Source organism: Pseudomonas sp. SK3(2021) (genome assembly GCF_016772375.1).
GTDB classification, from domain to species: Bacteria; Pseudomonadota; Gammaproteobacteria; order Pseudomonadales; family Pseudomonadaceae; genus Aquipseudomonas; species Aquipseudomonas chlororaphis_I.
Genome location: NZ_CP061943.1, coordinates 3224239 through 3251187, shown reverse-complemented (window position 1 = coordinate 3251187; position 26949 = coordinate 3224239). Strand labels below are relative to the sequence as shown.

At 63.3% G+C, this 26949-nt stretch carries 25 protein-coding genes and 1 pseudogene; 18 read left to right on the top strand and 8 right to left on the bottom strand.

Annotated features, from left to right (window positions below):
* The first annotated feature begins 6 nt into the window (after positions 1–6).
* The 9 genes from IF690_RS14590 to fapF all read left to right on the top strand — a co-directional run bounded on the left by IF690_RS14590 (position 7) and on the right by fapF (position 8215).
* Positions 7–1641 carry a methyl-accepting chemotaxis protein gene (locus IF690_RS14590; protein WP_202696182.1) on the top strand — a complete coding sequence of 545 codons (1635 nt, stop codon included), beginning with the start codon at positions 7–9 and terminating at the stop codon, positions 1639–1641.
* 107 nt (positions 1642–1748) lie between these two features.
* The gene (gene pnuC, locus IF690_RS14585; RefSeq protein WP_202696181.1) at positions 1749–2315 is read left to right on the top strand and encodes a nicotinamide riboside transporter PnuC; all 567 of its coding nucleotides are present in this window, start codon (positions 1749–1751) and stop codon (positions 2313–2315) included.
* Entirely contained in the window at positions 2312–2836 is a 525-nt protein-coding gene (locus IF690_RS14580; RefSeq protein ID WP_202696180.1) for an AAA family ATPase, read from the top strand. Before pnuC ends, IF690_RS14580 begins: the two co-directional genes overlap by 4 nt.
* A 356-nt stretch (positions 2837–3192) precedes the next feature.
* Positions 3193–3654, top strand: coding sequence for a functional amyloid chaperone FapA (fapA, locus tag IF690_RS14575; protein ID WP_202696179.1), 462 nt, complete (start codon positions 3193–3195; stop codon positions 3652–3654).
* A gap of 1 nt (position 3655) precedes the next feature.
* The gene (fapB, locus tag IF690_RS14570; RefSeq protein WP_124313509.1) at positions 3656–4234 is read left to right on the top strand and encodes a fibril amyloid subunit FapB; all 579 of its coding nucleotides are present in this window, start codon (positions 3656–3658) and stop codon (positions 4232–4234) included.
* Positions 4235–4297: 63 nt separating this feature from the next.
* Positions 4298–5344: an amyloid-like fimbrin subunit FapC gene (fapC, locus tag IF690_RS14565; RefSeq protein WP_202696178.1), complete on the top strand. Its 1047-nt coding sequence runs from the start codon at positions 4298–4300 to the stop codon at positions 5342–5344.
* 63 nt (positions 5345–5407) lie between these two features.
* Positions 5408–6088, top strand: coding sequence for a fibril amyloid maturation endopeptidase FapD (gene fapD / locus IF690_RS14560; RefSeq protein ID WP_202696177.1), 681 nt, complete (start codon positions 5408–5410; stop codon positions 6086–6088).
* A gap of 44 nt (positions 6089–6132) precedes the next feature.
* On the top strand, positions 6133–6879 hold the full coding sequence (gene fapE, locus IF690_RS14555; RefSeq protein ID WP_202701233.1) for a fibril amyloid subunit FapE: 747 nt from the start codon (positions 6133–6135) through the stop codon (positions 6877–6879).
* A 46-nt stretch (positions 6880–6925) separates the two neighbouring features.
* Positions 6926–8215 (top strand): fibril amyloid transporter FapF, encoded by a 1290-nt coding sequence (gene fapF / locus IF690_RS14550; RefSeq protein ID WP_202701232.1) that lies wholly within the window; start codon positions 6926–6928, stop codon positions 8213–8215.
* Between the two features lie 61 nt (positions 8216–8276).
* On the opposite strand, the gene IF690_RS14545 is transcribed toward fapF, so the two are convergent.
* On the bottom strand, positions 8277–9602 hold the full coding sequence (locus IF690_RS14545; protein ID WP_202701231.1) for a sigma-54 dependent transcriptional regulator: 1326 nt from the start codon (positions 9600–9602) through the stop codon (positions 8277–8279).
* Between the two features lie 351 nt (positions 9603–9953).
* Between IF690_RS14545 and IF690_RS14540 the strand changes: the two genes are divergently transcribed.
* The 3 genes and pseudogenes from IF690_RS14540 (at position 9954) to nhaB (ending at position 12470) form a co-directional block, all read left to right on the top strand.
* Positions 9954–10220 (top strand): hypothetical protein, encoded by a 267-nt coding sequence (locus tag IF690_RS14540; RefSeq protein ID WP_009048883.1) that lies wholly within the window; start codon positions 9954–9956, stop codon positions 10218–10220.
* 324 nt (positions 10221–10544) lie between these two features.
* Positions 10545–10829, top strand: a pseudogene (locus IF690_RS14535) (MaoC/PaaZ C-terminal domain-containing protein); the annotation flags it as partial.
* 138 nt (positions 10830–10967) lie between these two features.
* Positions 10968–12470 (top strand): sodium/proton antiporter NhaB, encoded by a 1503-nt coding sequence (gene nhaB / locus IF690_RS14530; RefSeq protein WP_202701225.1) that lies wholly within the window; start codon positions 10968–10970, stop codon positions 12468–12470.
* 147 nt (positions 12471–12617) lie between these two features.
* Here nhaB and IF690_RS14525 read toward each other — a convergent pair whose 3' ends face one another.
* From IF690_RS14525 to gnd, 3 genes are read right to left on the bottom strand one after another with little or no spacing between them, the layout of a single operon-like run.
* On the bottom strand, positions 12618–13439 hold the full coding sequence (locus IF690_RS14525; protein ID WP_202701442.1) for an HAD family hydrolase: 822 nt from the start codon (positions 13437–13439) through the stop codon (positions 12618–12620).
* Positions 13436–14956: a glucose-6-phosphate dehydrogenase gene (gene zwf, locus IF690_RS14520; RefSeq protein ID WP_202701214.1), complete on the bottom strand. Its 1521-nt coding sequence runs from the start codon at positions 14954–14956 to the stop codon at positions 13436–13438. Before zwf ends, IF690_RS14525 begins: the two co-directional genes overlap by 4 nt.
* Positions 14953–15966 (bottom strand): phosphogluconate dehydrogenase (NAD(+)-dependent, decarboxylating), encoded by a 1014-nt coding sequence (gene gnd / locus IF690_RS14515; RefSeq protein WP_286673845.1) that lies wholly within the window; start codon positions 15964–15966, stop codon positions 14953–14955. The genes zwf and gnd overlap by 4 nt, the downstream gene beginning before the upstream one ends.
* A gap of 243 nt (positions 15967–16209) precedes the next feature.
* Here gnd and IF690_RS14510 point away from each other — a divergent pair, with 243 nt between their 5' ends.
* The 6 genes from IF690_RS14510 to IF690_RS14485 all read left to right on the top strand — a co-directional run bounded on the left by IF690_RS14510 (position 16210) and on the right by IF690_RS14485 (position 23878).
* Entirely contained in the window at positions 16210–16383 is a 174-nt protein-coding gene (locus tag IF690_RS14510) for a DUF6026 family protein (RefSeq protein ID WP_202701210.1), read from the top strand.
* A gap of 270 nt (positions 16384–16653) precedes the next feature.
* Positions 16654–18396, top strand: a complete 1743-nt coding sequence (locus IF690_RS14505) for a phosphoethanolamine transferase CptA (RefSeq protein ID WP_202701208.1) — start codon at positions 16654–16656, stop codon at positions 18394–18396.
* A 216-nt stretch (positions 18397–18612) separates the two neighbouring features.
* Positions 18613–20874 carry a TonB-dependent siderophore receptor gene (locus IF690_RS14500; protein ID WP_202701206.1) on the top strand — a complete coding sequence of 754 codons (2262 nt, stop codon included), beginning with the start codon at positions 18613–18615 and terminating at the stop codon, positions 20872–20874.
* 191 nt (positions 20875–21065) lie between these two features.
* Positions 21066–21287, top strand: coding sequence for a hypothetical protein (locus IF690_RS14495; RefSeq protein WP_202701204.1), 222 nt, complete (start codon positions 21066–21068; stop codon positions 21285–21287).
* A gap of 498 nt (positions 21288–21785) precedes the next feature.
* Complete coding sequence (locus IF690_RS14490; RefSeq protein ID WP_202701202.1) at positions 21786–22460, top strand: heavy metal response regulator transcription factor; 675 nt, start codon at positions 21786–21788, stop codon at positions 22458–22460.
* Positions 22457–23878 carry a heavy metal sensor histidine kinase gene (locus IF690_RS14485; RefSeq protein ID WP_202701200.1) on the top strand — a complete coding sequence of 474 codons (1422 nt, stop codon included), beginning with the start codon at positions 22457–22459 and terminating at the stop codon, positions 23876–23878. Before IF690_RS14490 ends, IF690_RS14485 begins: the two co-directional genes overlap by 4 nt.
* 69 nt (positions 23879–23947) lie before the next feature.
* Here the strand turns inward: IF690_RS14485 and IF690_RS14480 are convergent, their stop codons facing one another.
* From IF690_RS14480 to IF690_RS14465, 4 genes are all read right to left on the bottom strand, one after another.
* Positions 23948–24439: a GNAT family N-acetyltransferase gene (locus IF690_RS14480; RefSeq protein WP_202701198.1), complete on the bottom strand. Its 492-nt coding sequence runs from the start codon at positions 24437–24439 to the stop codon at positions 23948–23950.
* A gap of 89 nt (positions 24440–24528) precedes the next feature.
* Entirely contained in the window at positions 24529–25140 is a 612-nt protein-coding gene (locus IF690_RS14475) for a DinB family protein (protein WP_202701197.1), read from the bottom strand.
* A 32-nt stretch (positions 25141–25172) separates the two neighbouring features.
* Positions 25173–26285, bottom strand: coding sequence for a cell division protein ZapE (gene zapE, locus IF690_RS14470; protein WP_202701196.1), 1113 nt, complete (start codon positions 26283–26285; stop codon positions 25173–25175).
* A 280-nt stretch (positions 26286–26565) separates the two neighbouring features.
* The gene (locus IF690_RS14465) at positions 26566–26907 is read right to left on the bottom strand and encodes a nuclear transport factor 2 family protein (protein ID WP_202701195.1); all 342 of its coding nucleotides are present in this window, start codon (positions 26905–26907) and stop codon (positions 26566–26568) included.
* Positions 26908–26949 lie beyond the last annotated feature (42 nt).

Genomic DNA, 26949 nt, shown 5'->3' with positions numbered 1-26949 from the left:
AGATTCATGAACAGCTTACGCAGAATGTCGATCAGCCGCCGGCTGTGGCTGATCCTGATTGTGGCGGTGCTGATGCTGCTGACCCTGGGCATGCTGATGCTCAAGCAGATCCACGACGACCTGTACCAGGCCAAGGCCCAGAAGACCCAGCACGTGGTGCAGACCGCCAATGGCGTGCTGGCCTATTTCCAGGGCCTGGAAAGCGCCGGCAGCCTCGATCGCGCGACGGCGCAGAAGCAGGCGCTGAGCGCCATACGCAATCTGCGCTACGACCAGAGCGACTATTTCTGGATCAACGACCTGACCCCGGTCATGGTCATGCACCCGACCAACCCCAAGCTCGATGGCCAGAACCTCTCGGCCATTCGCGATCCCGACGGCTTTGCCCTGTTCAACGAAATGGTGGCCGTCGCCAAAGCCAAGGGCGCCGGCATGGTCAACTATCGCTGGCCGAAACCGGGCGCCAGCGAGCCGGTGCAGAAGACCTCCTATGTCCAGCTGTTCCAGCCCTGGGGCTGGATCATCGGTTCGGGGGTGTACATCGACGACGTGGAGGTCGAGTTCCGCAGCCAGCTGGTGAAAGCCTCGGCCGGCGGCATCGCCATTGCCCTGCTCATGGCCCTGCTGGTGCTGCTGATCGCCCGCAGCATCGTCCGCCCGCTGCAGGAAACCGTGCACGCCATGGCCAACATCGCCAGCGGCGAAAGCGACCTGACCCGTACCCTCGACACCCACGGCCAGGATGAAGTCACCGAGCTGGCCCGGCACTTCAACGGCTTCACCGCCAAGCTGCGTCTTGTGGTCAGCCAGTTGCAAGTGTCGGCCAGCGCCCTGGCGCAATCCTCCACCGACCTGGGGACCAACGCCAGCCAGGCCCAGGAACGCAGCCAGCAGCAGTCGCAGCAGATGGAACTGGTGGCCACCGCCATCAACCAGGTGACCTACGGCGTACAGGACGTGGCGAAGAATGCCGAGCACGCCGCCAGCGAGATGCGCGACGCCGAAGCCCAGGCCCAGCAGGGCCAGGTCAATATCGACGGCAGCCTGCAGCAGATCGACCGGCTGTCGGCCACCATCGACCAGGCCGTGGAGGTGATTCGCACCCTGGCCCAGGAAAGCACCCAGATCGGCAGCGTGCTGGAAGTGATCCACGCCATCGCCGAGCAAACCAACCTGCTGGCGCTCAACGCGGCGATCGAAGCCGCCCGTGCCGGCGAACAGGGCCGTGGGTTCGCCGTGGTGGCCGATGAAGTGCGCCTGCTGGCCCAGCGGACGCAGAAGTCCACCGCCGAGATCCAGTCGATGATCGAGCGCCTGCAAGGGCACTCGGAAGCCGCAGTGAAAGTCATCGGCGACAGCAGCCGGGCTTCGCGGCAGACCATCGAGCAGGCCGGGCTGGCCGGGGAAAGCCTGAATGCCATCGGCCAGGCCCTGCGCAACCTCAACGGGCTGAACGCCTCCATCGCCAGCGCCACCCTGCAACAGGCCCACGTGGTCGAAGACATCAACCAGAACGTGACCCAGGCCGCCGGCCTGTCCCACAGCACGGCCCTGGCGGCCGAGCAGTCCAGTGCCGCCAGCCTGCACCTGAAAGAGCTGAGCGAGCAGCTCAACGGCCTGTTGCGCCAGTTCCGGGTCTGAGACGTTCCGTTGGCGGGGTTCGCCCCGCCACGGTTGCCGGCCTTCACTAACATGCAAGGCCGCTTCTGGTTACAATCCGCACCCTCCTCCGCTTCCAGGTAGTTTTCATGTCCGGGCTTGAACTGTTCGCCGCTGCACTCGGCGTGATCGCCGTCTGGCTGACAGTCAGACAGAACCCCTGGTGCTGGCCGATCGGCCTGGTCATGGTGCTGCTGTACAGCTGGATCTTCTTCGAGGTGAAGCTGTATTCGGACATGCTGCTGCAAGTGGTCTACGCCGCCCTGCAACTCTATGGCTGGTGGCAATGGACCCGCGGCGGCGCCAGCCACCAGGGGCGTCCGGTCAGCCTGCTGGCGCCCCGCTCGATGCTGTTGGGCCTGAGCCTCGGGGCGGTCGGCAGCCTGCTGCTGGGGGCCGCCATGGCCCATTGGACCGATGCCGCGCAACCCTGGCTGGACGCCGCGTTGACCGGTTTCAGCCTGGTGGCGCAATGGTGGATGGCGCAGAAGCATGTGCAATGCTGGCCGCTGTGGATTGCCGTCGACGTGATTTTTGTCGGCCTGTTCATCTACAAGGACCTGTACCTGACCGCGGCACTGTACGGGCTGTTCACCCTGCTGGCCGTACAGGGCTGGCGCGCCTGGCGGGCCGACCCGGCGTTGCGCCCGGCATGAAGGTCCTGGTACTGACCGGCCCCGAGTCCAGCGGCAAAAGCTGGCTCAGCGGCCACTTGCAGGCGCGCTTCGGTGGCATCCAGGTGGGCGAGTACGTCCGCCATTTCATCGAACAGCATCGGCGCGACACCTGCCTGGCGGATATCCCGGAGATTGCCCGCGGCCAGTTGGCCTGGGAAGACCAGGCCCGGGCGCAACACCCGCCGCTGCTGATTCTCGACACGCACCTGCTGAGCAATATGCTCTGGAGCCAGACCCTGTTCGGCGCCTGCCCGGACTGGCTGGAACCCGAGCTGCTGGCTCGCGGCTATGATCTGCACCTGCTCCTCTCGCCGGAAGATGTCGGCTGGTGCGACGATGGCCAGCGCTGCCAACCCGAACTGAGCGAGCGCCTGGCCTTCTTCAAGGCCACCGGTGATTGGCTGGTGCGACACCAGCAGCCCTTCGAAGTGATTCGCGGCGACTGGGAGACCCGTCGGCAGCGGGCATTCAAGCGGGTCGAGCGCCTGCTTCAGGGTTAGCCGGATCCTTTCCTTGTCCGCGGTTTTTCTCCTCTGCAAGCAGGACAAATGTCCACTCCTGAAACACCCGTCGCTGCGCAAAGCGGCCAATTCAAAGGGCTTCTCATTGCCCTTCAGCCATCTGTTAAAACGCTGATACAGCCCGTCGCGAGCCTCCCGATCCAGAGCGTCGCCATGGTACTACCAGGCTGCCGGAGGCGACACGGGTCTCATCGTTGAAACACCCCTGTCCCTGTAACACCCTTGTCTATTCGTAACCTGTTGAATTTTTGAAACAATCAAAAAAGCGGCACGGCTTCTGCTCTCTACCCTCGCAACGCCGGCTAAGGCCAGCGATAGAAGAAGGGAATGCTGCCGTGGAGAATCGCAATTCAGCTCTGACCCACCTCCTGCTGATCGGCTGTGCCATCAGCTCGCTGCTCAGCCTCCCGGTCCAGGCTGCCGGCGACATCAGGGACGGCCGGATTGTTCTCGACCGCGACGTGCAACCTCGTAGCGTCGGCCGCCCTCCGCTGCATCCTGACCCCTACCCGACCACCGTCAATGCCAACCCATCGGCGCGGGTCAAACAGATGACCAGCAATACCGAGTTGAGCGACGGCGATTTTGCCGGGGTCAGCAGCGGTTCCACGATCAGCAGCAACGTCATGCCCAACGGTGTGAACCTGCAGGGGCTGAACACCGTCACCAACCCCAACGGCATGACCGGCATGAGCGCCGGCCACGGCGGCGGCAGCGGTGGCGCCATCTCCGGCACCATCAACCGCTCGCTGAATTCTGGCCTGGCTCCTTTGGGCAGACTGGCCGGAGGCCAATGAGATGACTCGTACCCTCGTATGGCTTGCCCTGTTCGGCTGTGCTTCGGTGATGGCCGACCCAGGCATCCAGGCGGTGGACACCGCCACCCTTCACAACTCCGGCGCCCGCTACAACGGCAACTTCAACGTCAACCAGGCCGCCGGCGACCAACAGCAACAGACCAACACACGCGCCATCGCCATCGGCACCGACGCCCAGGCCACCACCGTGGTCCGGCAGAAGCTCGGCACACCGGCCAGCAGCGCGATCGACGCCACCAGCAGCATCGGCGGCAACGCTTTCAGCAACGGCAACGGGGTCCTGGGCGTGAACCAGGGAGCCGGGGCCAACAACCAGATGGTCAACGCAATGCGGGTGGGCATCAGTGCCCAGCCGCAAAGCATCGACGACAGCGTCCTGTCCCAGCAGAACGTGGCGCTGTTACCAGGCTCGGGAGCAACTGACGCTTCTAAAGGCAGCCGCCAGGTCGTTACCAGCGACCAGGCCTTCACCGGCAGCCGGGGAGTGATTCAGGTGAACCAGAGTGCCGGGGTGGGGAACCGAATGGCTAACACCCTGAGCATACGGGTCGCTGACTGACCCGCAGCAGTGCGATTGGAAAGTACCAACACTTAACCAACTAAATAAGCACGGAGAAACACCATGAAACCTACAATGGCGCTCAAGCCACTGGTTTTTGCCCTGGCTGCGGTCATGGCGATCGCCGCACATGCGGGCAATGACGACAATCACGGAGGTCACGGCGGTCATGGCGGCCACGGTGGCCATGGCGGTCACAATGGTCACCACGGTGGTCATGGCGGTCATGGAGGCCACGACGGTCTAGACCTCAAAACCAAGCTGCAAATCACCGCCGGCGCCGCGGCCAACGTAACCGATGAGCAGTTCAGCTCGGGCAACAGCGTCAGCAACCGCGGCACCCACAACAACGCCGACGCCAGCGACTCGATGAACAACTCCAACGGCAACATGGGCGCCAACGTGGCTGCCGGCGCCGGCAACCAACAAGACAACGCCGTCGCCCTGGCCACCGCCGATGAAAGCTTCATCTTCGGCAGCGCGGTAGCCACTTCCAGCGCGACCCAGACCAACACCAACAACACGGTGAAAAACTGGTCCACGCAAAACAGCGCAACACTCGACAATGCTGGCAACGGCGGCTCCGGCAACATCGGCATCAACGTCACCGCCGGCGACCTCAACCAACAGAAAAACAACCTGGCAATCGCCGTATCCGGCGGACGCGTAGCGACCGCATCGGCTTCGGCCGACCAGACCGTCACCGGCCTGGACGTGGATAACAAGGGTGTACGTACCTACAAAAAAGACACCCTCACCGGCGAGTTCAATGCCTCCGGCACCTACAAAGGCACCGGCTACGGCAAGATCCAGGGCGACGACGATCACCATGGCGGTGGTCATCATGGCTACGGCGATCGTAGTGGTGGCTACGATAACGACGATCAGAAGTTCACCTTCAAGGAACAAGGGACGATCGAACTTTCCGGCGTCTGGACGAAGCAAGTGCTGACCAAAGACGGCTGGAAAAACCCTGTGATCAACAACGCGTCGATGTCTGGCTCGATGAACGGCTTCTCCGGCAACGGCGGCGCCAACGTCTCGGCGGGTGTTGGCAACCAACAAAGCAACTCGCTGTCCATCGCTGCCGGCTGCAGAGCCTGCCTGTAATCACGAGCGTGACGAAAGCCCCGGCAACGGGGCTTTTCCACAGTCCCACAAGGCGTAGCGATCATGCGAATGGCGACCTTCTCCCTTTTGCTGTGCCTGGCGGGCCTGGCTCAGGCCGCGCAGATGCCGGTGGCCGCGCTGCCTGGCGGAAACCTGGTGTACAAGCAGGTGCAGAGCGTGCGGGAGCGCAAATTCGCCGACCTGGTCGAGCAGAAAACCGACTTCAGCTGCGGCGCCGCCGCGCTGGCGACGGTGCTACGCCAGGCCTACTGGCTCGACGTCGATGAGGAGCAGGTCATCAAAGGCATGCTGGCCACCGCCGACCAGGACCTTGTGCGTACCCAGGGTTTCTCCATGCTGGACATGAAGCGCTACCTGGAAAGCATCGGCATGCGCGCCCGGGGCTACCGGATACCTCCCGACAAACTGCAGGCGGTCTCCATTCCGGTGGTGGTACTGATGGACATTCGTGGTTACAAGCACTTCGTGGTCATGCAGCGGGCACACAAAGACTGGGTCTATATCGGCGACCCCGTCCTGGGCCATAAACGCTACTCCCACGAAGACTTTGTCAAAGGCTGGAACGGTATCGTCTTCGCCGTCGTCGGTCCCGGCTACGACAAGGCCAACGCCTTGCTCGACCCGCCCAACCCGCTGACCGCAAAGAACAAGCTGGATACCTTCAACCCGGTCAAAGACGCAGAACTGATGGAATTCGGTTTCATTCAGAGCGACTTCTTCTAGGGTCGCCCTAAGGATAAAGGGGCAGGATGCTCCGGGAGCAGCAGATGAAAAGCGCTTACTGGCTGGCCGCTGCCTGCCTGGTCACAAGTTTTCCTGCATACGCCTATGCAGGGTTCAAGCCTATCGAAATCAAGGACCAGGAACTCTCCGAGCTCCGCGGTCGCTACGTCATGCCGGGGCGGATCATCAGCTTCGGCATTGTCATGAGCAGCACCTGGCGCAACGCCTCGGGCGATCTGATCGGCGCCACCACCTCGATGCAGATCCAGCAATCGACGATCAAACCGGAATTCTATGTCTCCACGATCAAGGAAGCCGGCAACGGCTCGACGCCGACCCAGGGCTCGGGCAACGTGATCGGCGGCGCGGGCCTGGCCACCACCCAGGGAGTGACCCAGAGCGTGCGCGCGGCGGGCGACGGCAACACCGCCTATAACAACGTTTCCATCGACGTCAAGGAAGCCAGCCATGCTCCGGCGCTGGTGCCGGCGCAAGGCCAGCTGTTGATGAGCGGGCAAACCATCAGCGGCAGCAATGCCGCGGGCAGCGTGGCCGTGTCCGCCACCGGTGGCGGCATCCAGATGGCCATCCAGGCCAATAACAACCAGGGCTCGGCCCTGCAACAAGTGGCCCAGGGCGGCTTGCTGCAGAACACTCGCCTGCTGGGCGACAGCAACCTGGTCAGCAACATGACCCAGTTGAACGTGGTACTCAACAATAACGGGGCGAGCACCGGCGCACTGGACTGCAACCTGACTCAGCTCAAGGGCCTTCGCAACCTGGGATATTGAACTACGCTGATTCTCGATCATTAGGCTCAAAGGGACGGCTTATTTCATGTATCGATCAGTCTCGCTGCGCGCGGTTGTATGTTTGAGCACGCTCTTCCCGGCTGCACTGCTGCAGGCAGCGCCTGATGCCGACGTTGAGGCCCTGAAACAAGAACTACTGGAGCTTAAGCAACGTTACGAAGTGCAGCAGAAAGCCCTGGCGGTATTGGAGCAGCGGGTACGCCAGGTCGAGGAGCAACCGGCGGCGCCACCACCGAAACGCCTGGCCAAGTCGCCAGCGGACATGCGTGGCAACCAACAGGTGGCGGGGGCCGTTACCAAGCCGCCCCTGGCCGGCGGCAGCTCTTACGGGGAATCGCTCAGGGATGATTCGCAACCGGCGCAGAGCGTGTCCAACCTGTACGACGAAGCCAGCGGCTTCTTCGGCGGCGGCAAGTTCAGTGTCGAGACCGGCCTGACCTACTCCCGCTACGACACCCGGCAGCTGATTCTCAATGGCTTCCTGGCGCTGGACTCGATCTTCCTCGGCAACATCAACCTGGACCGGATCAAGGCCGACAGCTGGACCCTCGACCTCACGGCCCGCTACAACCTGGACAACCGCTGGCAGTTCGACGTCAACGTGCCGGTGATCTACCGCGAATCGACCTACCAGTCCGGCGGCGCGCAGAACGGCGCGGCGGGCGTCACCAGCGAGAAGAGCGTGTCCAAGGACCCGACCCTCGGCGACGTGAACTTCGGCATCGCCTACAAATTCCTCGACGAGTCGGTCAATACCCCGGACGCGGTGTTGTCCTTGCGCGTCAAGGCGCCGACCGGCGAAGAGCCGTTCGGCATCAAGCTGCGCCAGGTCCAGGACAACACCAACCTGTTCGTCCCGGATGACCTGCCGACCGGTAACGGCGTCTGGTCCATCACCCCTGGTATCTCGCTGGTCAAGACCTTCGACCCGGCAGTGTTGTTCGGTACCCTCTCCTACACCCACAACCTGGAAGAGTCGTTCGACGACATCAGCTCCACGGTCAACCAGAAGACCCCGGGCAAGGTCAAGCTCGGCGACAGCTTCCAGATCGGCATGGGCATCGCCTTTGCCCTGAACGAGAAGATGAGTATGTCGTTCTCCTTCTCGGACCTGGTCCAGCGCAAGAGCAAGCTCAAGGAAGATGGCGGCGACTGGCAATCCGTGGTGTCCAGCGATGCCAATGCCGGTTACTTCAACGTCGGCATGACCGTGGCGGCCACCGACAACCTGACCATAGTGCCCAACCTGTCCATCGGCCTGACCGACGATGCGCCAGACTTCACCTTCAGCCTGAAATTCCCCTACTACTTCTAAACGCCAGGCAAAAAAAGGCCCGCGGCGATCACCTCGCCGCGGGCCTTTTCGTCGCACCGCCCTAGCGGATCTGATGCTTGTGCAGCAACCGGTAGAAAGTCGGGCGCGATACGCCCAGCACCCTGGCCGCGACACTCAGGTTGTCGCTGTGCCGATTCAACACGTCGCACAGGGCCTGGCGCTCGGCCCGGTGCTTGTAGTCCTCCAGCGTGCCCATGGGCGCGATGCTCGCCTGCGGACTGAGCAGGCCCAGGTCCCGGGCCTCGATCTGCCGGCCCTCGGCCAGTACCAGGCCACGCCGCACCCGGTTGGCCAGTTCGCGGACATTGCCCGGCCAGTCGTGCTTGCCCATGGCCACCAGCGCGTCTTCGCTGAAGTTGCGCGGCCGGCGCCCGGTTTCCTGGCTATAGAAGTGGGAAAAATGACTGGCCAGCATGCCGATATCGCCATGCCGTTCGCGCAGTGGCGCGGTGACCACCTGCAACACGTTCAGGCGGTAATACAGGTCTTCGCGAAAGCGCCCCTTGTCGATCGCCGCCTCGAGGTCGACGTGAGTCGCCGCCAGCACCCGTACATCCACCGGGATCGGCTGGCTGCCACCCACCCGTTCAATGTGTTTTTCCTGCAAGAAGCGCAACAGATTGGCCTGCAGCTCCAGCGGCAGATCGCCGATTTCGTCGAGAAACAGCGTGCCGCCATGGGCCGCCTCGATACGCCCGACCTTGCGTTGATGGGCGCCAGTGAACGCGCCCTTCTCATGGCCGAACAGCTCGGACTGGATCAGGTGCTCGGGGATCGCCCCACAATTGATCGCCACGAAGGGCTTGCTGTGACGCTGCGACTGCCGGTGCAGGGTCCTGGCCACCAGTTCCTTGCCGGTACCGCTTTCGCCGCGAATCAGCACCGGCGACTCGGTGGGCGCCAGCTTGCTCAAGAGTTTGCGCAAGTCGCGGATCGGTCGGCTGTCGCCCAGCAGCTCATGCTCGGGCTGAGCGACATGGATGTGCCCCTGGCCACGCAGGCGGGCCATGCCGAAGGCCCGTCCGAGGGTCACCTGGACCCGCGAGACATCGAACGGCAGGGTATGGAAATCGAAAAACCACTCGCAGACGAAATCGCCGACTTTCTGCAGGCGCAGCACGTCCGGGCTGAGCACCGCGATCCACTCGGTACCGCTGCGGCTGATCAGGTCCTTGACCGCTTCCGGTCGCTCCAGGTGAAAAGCCTGCAAACGCAGCAAACCGACGTCACAGCCACGATCGACGGCCGATTCCAGGTCACAACTGTCGACATCCCAGCCCACCATGCGTAATCCAGGCAGCAGACGATGGCAAGCGTCGCACGGGTCTACCACTAACAGACGACGTTGGGCGGTCGCTTCAAGCATGACTGTTCCTTGGCGCCAAAAAGAGGAAAAGTTATGAGAAACAATAGTTTGGCAAACCTGGCTGTAACATTAGCAATTACTTGACGGGGTCTTGTATCGATTGTTTATAGCGCCAATCACCATTTGGACTAACCGTTACATGGATCCAAAAGCCTGGCTTATTTCCATGCGCCAATCTTTCATTCAGCTTTCAAAAGAAGGCTCTGCATCGCGGCTGTGAACAAAAGTTGTAAATTCTGGTCTTTCTATGTGACCTGATCCCTGGTTCGAGACATCAGTACAAGTAACCAGCCGAACGGTAAGCCCAACCGACGGCACATCATTTGATTGGGCACATAGAGAGAAGACCCCATGAACGCCCCGCTCCGTATCAACGAAGCACTTTTGATCGCCGACCGCGCATTCCAGCCATTCCAATGCGTCGCCTGGGCCCCACAAGACGGTAACGGCGAACTGAGCCTGACCGTCATCGACCGCACCAATACCCGTATTGGCCGCAAACAGATTCCAAGCAGCGCCTACTCCGACCCGGCACAACTGGAAGACCTGCTGAAACAGGCCCGCGCCGAACTGAGCCAGGAAGGTTACAAGCTGCAATCCTGGGCCATGCCAGAGTAAGAACACGGACGCAGATCACCTTCGGGTGATCTGCGTTATTTTGTCGCAGTTGATATATCCGCACTTTAGCCAGTTAGCAGAAAGTTCAACTTTTGCTGCCTGAGCCGCCTTTCCCTCGCCTGTTTCAAGGCGACTCTTCAGACCCCCGTTAAAAGCTCTTTATTACAGCCTTAGTCCGCACCTGACGGACGCCTTAGTGTCTGCCGCACATCCCTCGCCAGGCGCCCCCGGTACTCGAGTGTTCCTGAACGAGGGCGGCGTATTGAAGAGCCTTACTTCAAACCGCCAAAACGCCGATAGAAACTTTCGCCCACGTCAGGCAGCGGACTGTCGGTGTTTTCCAGCGCGTCGTTGCTGTTCGTGTTCCCGGCGCCAGGCCCGGTGCTGGCCAACTACGGCCTGGATACCCTGCGCTTCATCAATCCGGTGGGCATCGGCGACACCCTCCAGGCGCGCCTGACCTGCAAACGCAAGATCGACCAGGGCAAGCAGAACCCGCAAGGCATCCCCCAGGGGGTGGTGGCCTGGGACGTGGAGGTCACTAACCAGCTGGGTGAGCTGGTGGCCAGCTACGACATCCTGACCCTGGTGGTCAAACGCGAAGACTGACCGACGCGGCCCGCAGGAGCTGGTTTATCGGCTCCTGCACGGGCCCCGGTGGCATTTGTGGCAAAAGATTTCAGAGTTTCTTGATCTTCACCGGTGCTTGCGGCAAGTTGCGCGCTTCTTCAATACAAGGAGCAGCCAATGTCCGGTTCACTGGCCCAGGCTTTCACCCACAACTTTCTCGGCCATTCACCGCGCTGGTACAAAGCCAGCATCCTCGCCTTCCTGCTGCTCAACCCCTTGCTGCTGTTCACGGTCGGCCCGGTGGCGGCCGGCTGGATGCTGGTGGCCGAGTTCATCTTCGCCCTGGCCATGGCCCTCAAGTGCTATCCGCTGATGCCCGGCGGCCTGCTGATGCTGGAAGCCGTGGCGCTGGGCATGACCACGCCCCAGGCGCTGTACGACGAACTGGTGCACAACTTCCCGGTGATCCTGCTGCTGATGTTCATGGTGGCCGGCATCTATTTCATGAAGGAACTGCTGCTGTTCCTGTTCTCCCGGCTGTTGCTGGGAGTGCGTTCCAAGGCGCTGCTGGGCCTGCTGTTCTGCTTTCTCTCGGCCTTCCTCTCGGCGTTTCTCGACGCGCTGACGGTCACCGCGGTGATCATCAGCGCCGCGGTGGGCTTCTATTCGGTGTATCACCGGGTGGCGTCCGGCCGCGACCCGCGCCAGGACAGCGAATTCCACGACGACCGGCACCTGCCCCAGTTGCATCACCAGGATCTGGAACAGTTCCGTGCCTTCCTGCGCAGCCTGCTGATGCATGGCGCGGTGGGCACCGCCCTGGGTGGCGTCTGCACCCTGGTGGGCGAGCCGCAGAACCTGCTGATCGGCCATGAAATGGGCTGGCACTTCGCCGACTTCTTCCTCAAGGTCGCCCCGGTGTCCCTGCCGGTGCTGGTGGCCGGGCTGGTGACCTGCGTGCTGCTGGAGAAACTGCGCTGGTTCGGCTACGGCACCCTGCTGCCGGACAACGTGCGCGCGGTGCTGGCCAACTACGCCGCCGAAGACAACGCCGAACGCACCGACCGGCAACGCGCGGCGCTGCTGGTGCAGGGCGTGGCCGCGCTGATCCTGATTGCCGCACTGGCCCTGCATATCGCCGAGGTCGGCCTGATCGGCCTGATGGTGATCGTGCTGATTACCGCGTTCACCGGCATCACCGACGAGCACCGCCTGGGCAACGCCTTCAAGGATGCGATGCCGTTCACTGCCCTGCTGGTGGTGTTTTTCGCGGTAGTGGCGGTGATTCACGACCAGCAGCTGTTCACCCCGCTGATCCAGTGGGTACTGGCGCTGCCGGCGGGCCAGCAGCCGGGCATGCTGTTTATCGCCAACGGGTTGCTGTCGGCCATCAGCGATAACGTGTTCGTCGCCACCATCTACATCACCGAAGTGAAGCAGGCCTTCGTTTCCGGGCAGATGAGCCGCGAGCACTTCGAGACCCTGGCAGTGGCGATCAACACCGGCACCAACCTGCCGAGCGTGGCCACGCCCAACGGCCAGGCGGCGTTCCTGTTCCTGCTGACCTCGGCGATCGCGCCGCTGGTGCGCCTGTCGTATGGACGCATGGTGTGGATGGCGCTGCCTTACACCCTGGTGATGGGTGTGCTGGGCTGGTATGCGGTGAGCTACTGGCTGTAAGCCCGTAATCGCTGCCGCAGTGCCGCGAACGATAAACCTGTAGCCGCTGCCGCAGGCTGCGATAAGGCCGAAGGCCTTCAGCGATCTGGAGACCGCCGCGACCCTGCGGGTCGATCGCAGCCTACGGCAGCGGCTACAAGTTTTGCATTAGCGCGGCAGGATGAATCGCTCGATCGCCTCGGCGGCGCCATCGGCGACATTGCTGCCCGTCACCCGGTCGGCCTGGCGTTGCACCGCCGCTTCGGCCTGGCCCATGGCAATCGACAACCCGGCCTGCTGGAACATCGCCGGGTCGTTGCCGCCATCGCCCAGCGCTGCGGTACGCTCCAGCGGCACTCCGAGAAACTCCGCCAGGGTGATCAGCGCCTGCCCCTTGTTGGCCTGCAGCGCCGTCACGTCCAGGTACACCGGCTGCGAACGGGAAATTTGCGCCTGCCCGCCGACCTGCTCCAGCAAGCGCGCCTCCAGCTCCAGCAACAGCTCGGTGTCGGCACTGGCGGCGACTATCTTGTCGATGCGTGGCAGGTAGTGGTCGAAACACTCCACCACCACCGGCGGATAACCCAGGCCATGCTGCTCGCGCGGCACCATCGGCCCGTGGGGGTTGCGCAGCAGCCATTCACCGTCGGCAAACACCCAGACCTCCACTTCCGGCTGCGGCGACAGCAGCGCCAGGACGGTGCTGGCGACCGCTACCGGCACGTGGTGGCGCACCAGGAAACTGCCATCGGGGTTGACGATGGTGCCGCCATTGAACGCCGCGGTCGGCAGGTCGACGCCCAGGGCTTCGATCTGCTGCAACATGGCCCGCGGCGGCCGCCCGGTAGCCAGGCTGAAGAACACCCCGGCTTCGCGCAGTGCGCGCACCGCGGCGATGGTGCGCTGGCTCAGGCTGTGATCGGGCAACAGCAAGGTGCCGTCCATGTCGCTGAGCAGGAACTGGATGGGATGTTGCCCCTCGCCCCTCATCCGAGGCTGTGCCATTCACGGCCATCGCGGGTCAGCAACTCGTCGCCGGCCGCCGGTCCGTCTTCGCCGGCCCGGTAGATATGGACCTTGGCCTTTTCCTTCCAGGCATCGAGGAACGGCTGTACCGCGCGCCAACCGTTTTCGATGTTGTCGGCGCGCTGGAACAGGGTCTGGTCGCCCGTCAGGCAATCGTAGATCAGCGTCTCGTAGCCGGTGGAAGGCTGCATCTCGAAGAAGTTCTTGTAGGCGAAACCCAGCTCGATATTGGCCATGTCCAGGGTCGGTCCGGGCTTTTTCGCCAGCAGGTCGAACCACATGCCTTCATTGGGCTGGATCTGGATGCGCAGGTAGGTCGGCTGCAAGCGGTCGACCTCGGTGTCGCGAAACTGCGCGTAGGGCGCAGGCTTGAAGCAGATGGCGATCTCGGTGTCGCGCACGCTCATGCGCTTGCCGGTGCGCAGGTAGAACGGCACGCCGACCCAACGCCAGTTGTCGATCATCACCTTGAGGGCGACGTAGGTTTCGGTGTTGCTGTCCGGGGCCACGTTGGCCTCTTCGCGGTAGCCGGCCACCGGCTTGCCGCCCGCCTTGCCCGCCACGTACTGGCCACGCACCGAGTTGGCCAGGGCCTCTTCGGTGCTCCAGGGACGAATCGCCCCCACCACCTTGGCCTTTTCGCCGCGTACCGCATCGGCGCCGAAGGCCGCCGGCGGCTCCATGGCGACCATCGCCAGCAGCTGGAACAGGTGATTGGGCACCATGTCGCGCAGGGCGCCGGTGTTTTCATAAAAGCTGCCACGGGTTTCCACCCCGACGGTTTCCGCCGCGGTGATCTGCACGTGGTCGATGTAATGGTTGTTCCAGAAAGCCTCGAACAGGCTGTTGGAGAAACGGCTGACCAGAATGTTCTGCACCGTCTCCTTGCCCAGGTAATGGTCGATCCGGTAGATCTGCTTCTCGCTCATCACCTTGAGCAGGCATTCGTTCAGCGCTTGCGCCGTTGGCAGGTCGGAGCCGAACGGCTTCTCCACCACCACCCGGCGAAACGCGTTGTCACTTTCGACCAGCAACCCCGACGCGCCCAGGCGCTGCACCACTTCACTGAAGAAGCGCGGTGCGGTGGCCAGGTAGAACACCGCATTGCCGGTGCCGCTGGCGGCGATCTTCGCCGCCAGCGCGTCGTAGGTGCTGTCGTCCAGGAAGTCGCCCTGGACATAGCTGATGCCATTGGCCAGCTTGGCCCAGAGCGCCGGGTCCAGCGCTTGCGCGCCGTTGCCGACCTTGCCGGCGGCCTCGGTGCGAATGAAGTCCTCGAGCTTCTTGGCGAAATCCACATCGCTGATCGCGTTGTGATCGACGCCGACAATCTTCAGCCCCTCATCCAGCAAGCCGTCACGGTTGAGGTTGTACAGCGCCGGCATCAGCAGGCGCTTGACCAGGTCGCCATGGGCGCCGAACAGAAACAGCGTGGTGGGTGGAGCGGGTTGAGCCTTGGACTTCTTTCGCGAGGCGGTCATTTTTTCGCAGTCTCCACGTGGCCGCCGAAGCCGAAGCGCATGGCCGACAGCATCTTGTCGCCATAGGTGCTCTGCTGGCGGGAACGGAAACGGGCGAACAGCGAGCTCGACAGCACCGGTACCGGCACTGCCTGCTCGATGGCGGCTTCGATGGTCCAGCGACCTTCGCCGCTGTCGGCCACTTCGCCGGAGAAACCGTCGAGTTGCGGATCGCTGGCCAGGGCGTCGGCGGTCAGGTCCAGCAACCAGGACGAGACCACGCTGCCGCGGCGCCAGACTTCGGCGATATCGGCGACGTTGAGGTCGAAGCGCTGGTCTTCCGGCAAGCTTGGCGAAGCTTTGGTCTTGAGGATGTCGAAGCCTTCGGCGAAGGCCTGCATCATGCCGTACTCGATACCGTTGTGGATCATCTTGACGAAGTGCCCGGCACCGGCGGGACCGGCATGGATGTAACCGCGCTCGGCGCGATCGTCTTCAGCCACCCGGTCCCTGGTCCGCGGGATGTCGCCCATGCCCGGTGCCAGCGCATCGAACAGCGGGTCCAGGCGGCGTACCACCTCGGCGTCGCCGCCGATCATCATGCAGTAGCCGCGCTCCAGGCCCCAGACGCCACCGGAGGTGCCGACGTCGATGTAGTCCAGGCCCTTTTCCGCCAGCGCCTGGGCGCGACGGATGTCGTCCTTATAGTAGGTGTTGCCGCCATCGATGATCACGTCGCCCGGTTCGAGCAACTGGCTGAGGGTTTCGATGGTGTCTTCGGTGGGCGCGCCAGCCGGCAGCATGACCCAGACCGCGCGTGGCTTTTCCAGGCCGGCGACCAGGGCCGGCAGGTCGGCGACGCCCTTGGCGCCTTCGCCACTCAGGGTGCTGACAAAAGCGCTGTTGCGGTCATAGACCACGGTTTCATGCCCATTGAGCATCAGGCGCCGCGCAATGTTCCCGCCCATGCGGCCCAGTCCGATAATCCCCAGTTGCATGTGCTGATGCTCCTTACTACTAAATTGTGTCAAACGGTTATAGCCCAACGAGGCCAGTGAGGGTTAGTCCAGAGCGGCCGGACTAAGTTTCAAAGCAGTGTTTCCCAAGCAGTGAGTGGATAACGACGCGAAACGCCGCGAAGGCACAACGACCGCTGAAAATAAAAAAGTTCCCTTTGCCGGCAAAAGAAATCAAAATTGCCGCCGATAGTGTTTCAGGCCCCGGAATTCGAGCGGCCGGACCACAGTTGATGCACGCCATTTGCGAGGTGAGCAATGGGCACAGTACTACCGGCACGACCTGCACAAACCCTCTACGTCACTATCCGTCGTGACGAGTTGCGCGCACTGAAGAGCGAGCGCGACCAGTTGAAGCAAGAGCTGGCGCAACTGCGCCTGGCATTGCAGAACCAGGGTCAGGTGGCTGCCGTCACCCAGCTCCACGCCTGAGGATCCGAGGAGCCCGCCCGCCGTGGCCGGTCCTTGCAACAGGTTGTCAATGAAGCCGGCCGAGTCCTCGATGGATCGCCGGCTTCTTTTTACCCGTCTGCCTCCTGGCGACGGCATTATCTGACACGCAGGTACCAACTCACAAAGTTTTCACACCGGCTTATGGATACTCCGGCGCCATATTGCCGCCCCCCACGGGCGCGGCGCGCGTTCGCCGAGGTAGTCGAAGCTTTCCGGCGAATGTCATGTTCAATGAAGCTGGAGCGCTCGATGGCTGTGTTTAAACGCGACAAGACGTCCGCGAAAGGGTTTGACTGGGCGGGCCTGGGCTGGCTCTTCCTGTTCTTCTGGTACTTCTCCGGCATCACCCAGTTACTGATCCAACTGACCGACACTTCCGGCTTCGCCGGTTTCCGCCAGGCGTTCATCATGAGCGCGATCTGGCTGGCGCCGATGCTGCTGTTCCCGGCCCGCACCCGCGCGATGGCCGCCGTCATAGGCGTGGTGCTCTGGGCCTGTTCCATGGCCAGCCTGGGTTACTTCTTCATCTACCAGCAGGAGTTCTCCCAGAGCGTCATCTTCATCATGTTCGAGTCGAACCCCTCCGAAGCCGGTGAGTACCTGACCCAGTACTTCGCCTGGTGGATGGTGCTGGCGTTCCTCGCCCATACCGCCTTCGCCATCTTCCTCTGGACCCGCCTGCGCCCGGTCTACCTGCCACGCGGCCGCGCGCTGGTGGCGGCCATGGCGATCCTGATCGCCGTCATCGGCTACCCGCTGATCAAGCAGACCGCGCGCACCGGCAGCTTCGCCGGCGGCCTGGAGAAATTCGAGACGCGCATCGAGCCCGCGGTGCCCTGGCAGATGGTAGTGGCCTACCGGCGCTATCGCGAGCAGCTGGAAAACATGCAGGGCATGCTCGACAACGTGAGCAAGATCCCGCCGCTGCACAACCTCAAGGACAGCATGGCCAACCAGCCCTCGACCCTGGTCCTGGTGATTGGCGAATCGACCAACCGCCAACGCATGAGCCTCTACGGCTACCCGCGCCAGACCACACCGGAGCTGGACAAGCTCAAGGACCAACTGGCGATCTTCGACAACGTCATCACCCCACGCCCCTACACCATCGAAGCCCTGCAGCAGGTGCTGACCTTCGCCGACGAAGAAAACCCCGACCTGTACCTCAAGACCCCGTCCCTGGTCAGCGTGATGAAGCAGGCCGGCTACAAGACCTACTGGATCACCAACCAGCAGACCATGACCAAGCGCAACACCATGCTCACCACCTTCTCCGAGCAGGCGGACGAGCAGGTGTACCTGAACAACAACCGCAACCAGAACGCCCGCCAGTACGACGGCGACGTGCTGGAGCCGTTCTCCAAGGCCCTGGCCGACGGCGCGCCGCGCAAGTTCATCGTGGTCCACCTGCTGGGCACCCACATGAGCTACCAGTACCGCTACCCGCCGAGCTACGACAAGTTCACCGACCGCAACGGCGTGCCGGCCGGCGTGCGCGACGATCAGGTACCGACCTACAACAGCTACGACAACGCCGTGCTGTACAACGACTTTGTGGTCTCGAGCCTGATCAAGGACTACGCCAAGACCGACCCCAACGGCTTCCTGCTGTACCTGTCGGACCATGGCGAAGACGTGTTCGACTCCGTCGGTCACAACACCCTGGGCCGCAACGAAGGCAAGCCGACCGCGCCGATGTACACCATTCCCTTCATCGCCTGGGCCTCGCCGAAGTGGAAGCAGGACCACGACTGGAACTTCGCCGGCGACCTCGGCCGCCCCTACAGCAGCTCGCACCTGATCCACACCTGGGCCGACATGGCCGGCCTGAGTTCCGACGAGCTGGACCGCAGCAAGAGCCTGGTCAGCGACAGTTTCAAGCCGCGCCCGCTGCTGATCGGCAACCCTTATGAGCGCAACGAGAAAGCCCTGATCGACTTCAGCCTGATGAAACCCAAGGCGCCGCCACCCACCGCGGTGGTACAAAAATAAATCGCACAAAAATAAATCGCACAGAAATAAGCGCTGCCAGAATAAGCCTTTTCCTACGGGGCTCACGCAGCCCCGTAATACCAGCCTTCAATGCCCCTTCATGGGGCATTTTTGTACCCGAAAGATAATAATTATTCTCGTTTAGCCTAAATACCCCTCCTCCTTTTCGTCTCAGTGCAAACGGATTTTTCCCTCGACGACAAGGAGACGGCAGCGATGTTCGCGCCATTCACCCGTTCCATGACTTTGACATTCGGGCTGGGCAGTGCTGCGCTGGGCAGCGCGCTCCTGAGCCCCGAGCTGCTGGCTGAAAGCGAATCCGCGCAGAGCACTGAGCGCGGCGCCCAGGCCCTGGAACTCGATGCCACCAGCATCACCGCCCAGGGCCTGGGCACCACCACGGAAAACAGCGGGTCCTACACCACCGGCAGCATGAGCACCGCCACACGCCTGAACCTGTCGATCAAGCAAACCCCGCAATCGGTGTCGGTGGTAACGCGCCAGCAGATGGACGATTTCAAGCTCGATACCTTGTCCGAAGTGCTGGGGCAAACCACCGGGGTGGTGGTCCAGCACCTGGACTCCGACCGGGTGATCTATTCCTCCCGCGGCTACTCCATCGACAACTTCCAGATCGATGGCATGCTCAACACCTTCAACCGCATGAAGTCCGATTCGGACACCATCATCTACGACCGCATCGAGGTGGTCCGCGGCGCCACCGGCCTGACCACCGGCGCCGGCGACCCTTCGGCCACGGTCAACATGGTGCGCAAGCGGCCGACCCACGAATGGGCGGCCAAGGCCGGCGTCAGTGGCGGCAGCTACGACAACTACTACAGCTACGTCGATGTCGGCGGCCCCCTGGGGTTCGACGGTCGCCTGCGCGGGCGCACGGTGCTGGCCTATCGCGACAGCCAGTCGTTTCGCGACCACTACCAGCTGCAGCGGGAAGTCGGCTACGGCATGCTCGAGGCCGACCTGACCGACAGCACCACCCTGGCCGTGGGCTACGACTACCAGGACAAGCAGGTCCAGGGCACCTCCTGGGGCACCGTGCCCTACTGGAACGCCTCGGGCGGCAAGGCCAACCTGCCGCGCTCCAGCAACATGGCGGCGCACTGGAGTTCCTGGCCGCTCAAGGACAAGACCGCCTTCGCCACCCTCGACCAGCGCCTGGGCCACGACTGGCACCTGAAAGCCGCCTATACCCACCGCGACAGCGACAGCGACGGCAAGGTCTACTACGGCGGCGCCGGTTTCCCGGAAGCCGACCGCTCGGGCATGACCGCCTGGACCAGCCATATGATCGGCACGCAGAAAATGCGCGTGTACGACATCAACCTGGCCGGCCCCTATAGCCTGCTGGGCCGCGAACACGAACTGATGCTGGGCTACGGCGAGGCCGAGCGCCGCGAGTCGTCGCCCTATACCGTCGACGGCCCGAGACCGCCGGGCTACACCAGCATCGCCGACTGGAAATACATGGGCGGCATCGCCAAGTTTCCCGACACCGTGACCAACCTGCCCGGCTCCGGCGACAGCACCCGGCAACAGGCCGGCTACCTGGCCACCCGCCTGAGCCTGAGCGACGACCTGCATGCAGTGCTCGGCAGCCGTTACGGCAGCTGGAGCGCCCACAGCCGCTCTCGCAGCTACGACGCCAACAACCAGTTGACCAGCCTAGAGGACACCCGCCAGCAGCACAACGACATGTGGACGCCCTACGCCGGCCTGCTGTACGACCTCACCCCCGAATACACGGTGTATGTCAGCTACACCGACATCTTCAAGCCCCAGACCGAGCGCGACGCCAGCCGCAAATACCTCGAGCCGATAGTCGGCAGCAACTACGAGCTGGGGCTCAAGGGCAGCCTGCTGGAGGAACGCCTGAACCTGGCCACCGCGGTGTTCTGGAGCACGCAGGACAACGTCGCCGAACTGGACAGCTCGGTGCCGCCGGACCCGGTCACCGGCGAGGAGTTCTACAAGTCAGGCGGCAAAGGCGGCAAGGTGCGGGGGTTCGAGGCCGAGGCCTCGGGGGAAATCCTCCCGGGCTGGAACCTCAGCGCCGGCTACACCTACACCCACGCCCTGGACGGCGAAAAACAGCGTGCCAACGGCGGCGAGCCGATGAACATGCTGCGCCTGTCGACGGCCTATCGCCTGCCGGGCCAGTGGCGGGCGCTGACCGTCGGCGGCAGCCTGAACTGGCAAAGCGAAATCTACGGCAACAGCCGGCGGCCGGTGGGGCGCGATGGCGACGGGCGCCTCGTCAGCGAAAACACCCGCATCCACCAGCAGGCCTACAGTGTGGCCGGGCTGATGTCGCGCTACGAGTTCGACCCGCATCTGTCGGCCTCGCTCAACGTCACTAACCTGTTCGACAAGCAATACTACGAACGGGTCGGCTTCTATAACGGCGTCTACTGGGGCGAACCGCGCACCCTGACCCTGAGCCTGGACTGGAAGCTTTAACCCGCCCTTCTTCCTGCACGGCCCATAGCCAGTGGGCCATCAGTGCCTCTCCTCTCATCCGGGATGACAGAATTGTCATCCCGCCTTCAGCGCCCTGTTAACCCCCCGTTAATAAGATCGCACCATACTTTTATTACTGCTTCGTCACAGGGACGCGACGGACTCCGATAACCGTCAATGGGACACCGCACATGAAAGCCTCCACACTCCTGCTCGCCGGTCTGATGATTGCCTGCTCGGGTGCAGCGTTCGCCGAAGGCGGCGCTGAACGCATGAAGCACTACTGGGACAACTTCCCCATCAGCCAGCAGATACCCCGCACCGAGCGCGAACAGACGTCCTCCGAGAGCGGGAAACCAAACCAGACACCCGTCGAGGCCCCGACCCGCGCCCCTGCGCAACCGGACGCCTGAAACGCCCCGAGCTCTACTCCTCTCTGACGACCATGCTCCTGCGGCAGAGAGGATCTTGTGGCGCCCTTTCACGGGCGCCTTTTTTATCGCCGATATATCAGCGGCATGACCATGGGCTATCAACTTTCTGACGTCAAAATGACAATTACGCCATCTAAGCAACCGGCATGGCCCGCTGTATTAATATAAGTTTCCGCCAAACTTCGACATATATTGAAACAGTAATAACGATGGCACCCCGCTTGTTGCTCACCGCCAGAAAAAAGCGCCTGCCTGCACAAAAAAGCCAAGCGACCGGCTGTCTAAAACCGGCACAAACCATTGATATCAGGCACTTTAAATCTTGACCCTAAAGCCACTTCAGGCTTGAGCATTCCCCCACCCAAAGGGTTGAAGCTATTTACCAGCGGCGACTTCCTGGGTTTTATGGCTGGTCCAACAACAACTTCATATCCAGCGCCATTGAAATCGTTTTAATGATCAAGAGGTCACTTTTCCATGCGCATTCTGGTTGTCGAAGATGAGCGTAAAACTGCCGATTACTTGCATCAGGGGTTGACCGAAAGCGGTTATGTGGTCGACCGCGCCGCCACCGGTGTCGACGGGCTTTACCTGATCGAACAGCAAAGCTACGAACTGGTGATTCTGGACGTCAATCTGCCGGAAAAGGACGGCTGGCAGGTGCTGGAAGACATGCGCAAGGACAGCAGCACCCGGGTGATGATGCTCTCGGCACGCGGGCGCCTGGCCGACAAGGTCAGGGGGCTGGACCTGGGCGCCGACGATTACCTGGTCAAGCCATTCGAGTTCCCCGAGCTGCTGGCGCGGGTGCGCACCCTACTGCGGCGCAGCGAGAACCTGCCGGCGACCGACACCCTGCGGGTCGCCGACCTCGAGCTCGACCCGCGCCGGCACCGGGCCTATCGCGGTACGCGGCGCATCGACCTGACCACCAAGGAATTCACCCTGTTGCACGTGCTGATGCGCCAGTCGGGCGAGGTGTTGACCCGGACCCAGATCATTTCCCTGGTCTGGGACATGAACTTCGACTGCGACACCAACGTGGTGGAGGTCTCCATCAGTCGCCTGCGGGCGAAGATCGACGATGCCAGCGAGATCAAGCTGATCCACACCATCCGTGGCGTCGGCTATGTCCTGGAAGTGCGCCAATGAAAGCCTCGCCACAACGCACCGCCAGCAGCCTGTCCATGCGCCTGGGCCTGACCGTCAGCCTGATGGGCGCCGGCCTGGTGCTGCTGCTCGCCACCCTGGCCTACCTGGCCCTCAGCCATGAACTGGGTGGCCTGGCGAGAAAGAGCCTGGACAGCAAGCTCGAACAGATCCGCCACACCCTGACCAGCGACCTGAAGACCGGCGACATCGCCGCCCGTCCGCATTCGCTGCTGGACCTGGTGATGGGCCACGACAACCTGCACCTGAGCATTTTTGGCGCCGATCCCAAGGCCGAAGCGCTGTTGAACATCGGCAACCGCAACCTGGGGCCGCTGCCCGAAACCTTGACCCAGCCGGAAAGCCCGGTATTGCTCGACTGGCTCGACAGCACCGGCAACCGGCTGCTCAGCACCTCCAGCCTGATCGGCCTGCGCAATGGCGAACAGGTGCGGGTGGTGCTGTCCCTGGACCGGGCCAACGACCAGGCGTTGCTCAGTGCCTACCTGCGTTCCACGGTGATCGCCCTGCCCTTGCTGCTGATGCTGATCGGCATCGGCGCCTGGTGGGTGGTGCAGCGTGGCCTGGCGCCCTTACAGCAGTTCAGCCGGGTGGCCGCCAAGGTCACGACCCAGGACCTGACCCATCGCCTGTCGCCGGACAACCTGCCGCGGGAACTGGCCGAGCTGGCCCACAGCATCAATTTCATGCTGCACCGGCTCGACGGCGGCGTGCAGCAGCTCTCGCAATTCTCCGACGACCTGGCCCACGAGCTGCGCTCGCCCATCACCAACCTGATGGGCAAGGCCCAGGTCACCCTGTCCCGGGAACGCCCGCCCCACGAATACAAGGCGGTGCTGGAGTCGAGCACCGAAGAGCTGGAGCGCCTGACCCGGATCGTCAGCGACATGCTGTTCCTCGCCCAGGTCAGCCATCCGGCCTCCCAGGTGGCGTTCGAAACCGTCTCGCTGGGCGAGGAAGCGCGGCGGGTCATGGAACTGTTCGCCCTGAGCGCCGAGGAAAAGCACCTGGGCATCAGCCTGTCCGGCGATGGCCTGGTGTACGGCGACCGCCTGATGATCCAGCGGGCGATCTCCAACCTGCTGTCCAACGCCATTCGCCACAGCCCCCGGGCGTCGAGCATTTCGATCCTGGTGGAGGACCACGATTCGAGCGTGTCGCTGTCGGTGGGCAACCCCGGCGCCGGTATCCCGGAGCAGCACCTGGAGCACCTGTTCGAGCGCTTCTACCGGGTCGACAGCAGCCGCTCGCGCGCCGAAGGCGGTACGGGGCTGGGTTTGGCGATCGTGCGCTCGATCATGAACCTGCACCAGGGACGGACCGAGGTCAGCAGCGTACCGGGCAGCTTCACCCTGTTCCGCCTGGTGTTTGCCCGGCTCAATCATCCGCCGCGGGCGTAAGGCCCCTGGACGAACCTGGTACGCCATGCATCCAGGGGCGTGGATTAATCGGCTGGCGGCTCCAGGGGCTTACAGCGCTTTGTTCCAGAACAGCATCCGGCCATGGCTCGGGTCGAGCCTGGCGTCGTCGAAGCCGAACTTGCGGTAGGACGCCTGGGCCACCGCGTTGCCCTCCAGCACTTCCAGGGTGATCTTGCAGCAACCGCGCTGGCGGGCGATTTCCTCGACCTTCTGCAGCATCTTCTGGCTCAGGCCCAGGCCGCGGAATTTATCGATCACCGACACGTCGTGCACATTGACCAGCGGCCGCCCGGCAAAGGTGGAAAAGCCCTCGAAGCAATTCACCAGCCCGGCCGGTTCGCCGCCGACAAAAGCCAGCACGCTGAAGGCATGGGGGCGCTTGGCCAGTTCCCCGGGCAATTGCCGCAACAGATCGGCGTCCAGCGGCTGGCCGCCGCCCATCGGGTCCTGGGCATAGTGGTTGAGCACCAGGGCGATCGCCTCGGCGTGTACCGGGTTGGTGTAGCTGGCCTGGAGTACCAATACGTCTGCAACGTCCATGTCTGTCCTCAACGGTTCGATTGATCCGGGCGGGTCCCCGGGAGAGCGATTGTAAACACCGGCACATGACCAAACGAGCGGCTAGCGCGTCAAGCGCTACCGTTCTTTTCCCCGACCGCCTCGGCGCCCCAGATCTGCGCCTCGCTCCAGCCCAGCTCGGCAAAGTCCTCGGCGCGCAGGGCCGCCTCGCCCGCGCAGAAGAACTCGTCCAGCTGCGGCGGCGCCACCCGGGTGCCGCTGAGCATGGCGTGCACCTGGCCACGGTGGTGCAGCTGGTGCTCGAACAGGTGCGAAAGCATGCGCAACCGGGTATCGCGCTGGGGTTTTTCCCGGGCGATGGTGACGATGCGTGCAAGGTCCGCATCCCGCTGCTGCTCGCAGTAGGCGATCAGCCGGCGGTCCACCAGGGCCTGCTCGCGCCGCAGGTCGGCGGCCTGGTCGAAGGGCTCCTCGTTGTCGAAAAACACATAGCAGTCGGCCCGTGGCGGCTCGCCGCGCAGCTCCCGCTCCAGCGCGTCGACGTAGAACCAGTCGCAGGTGAGGATGTGGTTGAGGGTGGCTTTCAGGCTGGGAAAGAAACTCACTCGTGGCGCCGCCAGCTCGCTCGGGGTGAGTATTGCCCAGGCCTTGCCCAGGCGGTGGTTGGCCCAGGCGTTCTGGTAAGCCATGGTCAGCAGATGATGGGACAGGGGCTGGTTCACGGTCAGGTCTCCCTTGTGATGGTCAGGCGTGTTCAGCCGAAACGCTGCAGCTGCATCTCCTGCAGACGACTGAGGGTACGGCGGAATGGAAACTCCAGGTAGCCCTCGGTGTACAGCGCCTCCATCGGCACCCGCGCTTCGAGGTACAGCGGCACCTTGCGGTCGTAGCACTCGTCCACCAGGGCGATGAACCGCCGCACGCTGTCATCGTGCACCGACAATTGCGGCAACTCGCGATCGCCGGCCACGACTCGCTCGGCGCCGTCCTCGGTGCCCCGGGCAATCCGTCCCGGGCGCTGTTGCGCGCTGAGCTCGGGCACTTCGCCGAGCAGGATCGCACTGAAGCGGTCGCACAGGGCCATGAAGTCCATGGCGGCGAACGGCTGCTCGCACAGGTCGGCGAAACGGCACCAGAGCACCCGCTCGCTGGCCTTGATCACCTGGACCTCGCGATAGCCCACCGGCAACACCGCGCTGGACGCCGCCTGCCCCGCCGCCAACTGTTCGAATGCCGGGCCCAGGGCGCTCGGTTGGCCGTCCGCGGTCAGCCAATAACGCTGGGTGGCAGCCCCCGGGTGCAGACGATGGTCCTGGGCCCCGTCCACCGCCACCACCTGCATGTGCGCCTCGATCGCGGCAATCGCCGGCAGGAAACGCCCGCGGTTGAAACCGTCGGCATACAGCTGTTGCGGCGGCTGGTTGGAGGTGCAGACCATCACCACGCCCTGTTCGAACATCACCTGGAACAGGCGCCCGAGAATGATCGCGTCGCCGATGTCGTTGACGAACAGTTCGTCGAAACACAGCACCCGCACCTCTTCGCTCAGCTCGCGGGCCAGGGCCTGCAGCGGGTCGGCGGTGCCGGTCAGCTGGAACGAGCGCTGGTGGACCCAGCCCATGAAGTGGTGGAAGTGCTGACGCCGCGCCGGCACCTCGAGGCTTTGATAGAACTGGTCCATCAGCCAGGTCTTGCCCCGGCCCACGGGGCCCCACAGATAGACCCCGGTGCTCGGCTTGCGCCCTTCATGCAGGGCGACATGGCACTGCTGCAAGGCCAGCATCCCCCGCTCCTGGGCCGCGTCGGCGACAAAACCGCGCTCCTGGAGAGCGTACTGATAGGCGCTGAGGGGAGAATCGAAAGGCATGGGATCCACGCATCCGCAAATGGGCCGCGCAGTATGCCATGCCTCACCCGGCGACCGCTGCGTCGGGATGCCGCCCAAGTCGATCGCAGCCTCGCTGTCGCTCCGCAGCGGCTACAAGGAACACGACGCCTGTGTAGCCGCTGCCGAGCAGCGCAAGGCTGCGATCGGCAACGCAGTTGCCGCAAACCTGGGCACGCGGTGTGTCAGGCAGAACGCGCACGGCAACTGCGTTGCCGATCGCAGGCTTCGCCAGCGGCTACAGCGAGCGCGGGCGCGACGGCTACAGCGAGATATCCAGCCGGGCGATCTTGCCCTGCTCGTCGAGCCGGAACACGTAGCGCAACGCCAGCGGGCTGCCGGGGAAGCTGCCGGAAATCAGGTTGTCCACCAGCACCTTGCCGGTGCGCTGCTGGACCTTGAGCACCTCGAGCCGGGGCTGGTAACGGCGGGCGGTGTCTTCCATCCATTGGGCGATGGCGCGGGTGCCGGTCTGATGCTGGCCCTCATCGAACACCTGGGCGTCTTCGGCGAAGAAACTGGCGACCGCCGAACTGTCCCGACCATTGGTGGCTGCGAGGTAGGCGGCGATGGCCGGTGCGAGAGAAGTGGCTGTGCTGGACATGGTACTGCGGCTCCTTGTTTATCGTGGCTGGAGCCATGCTAA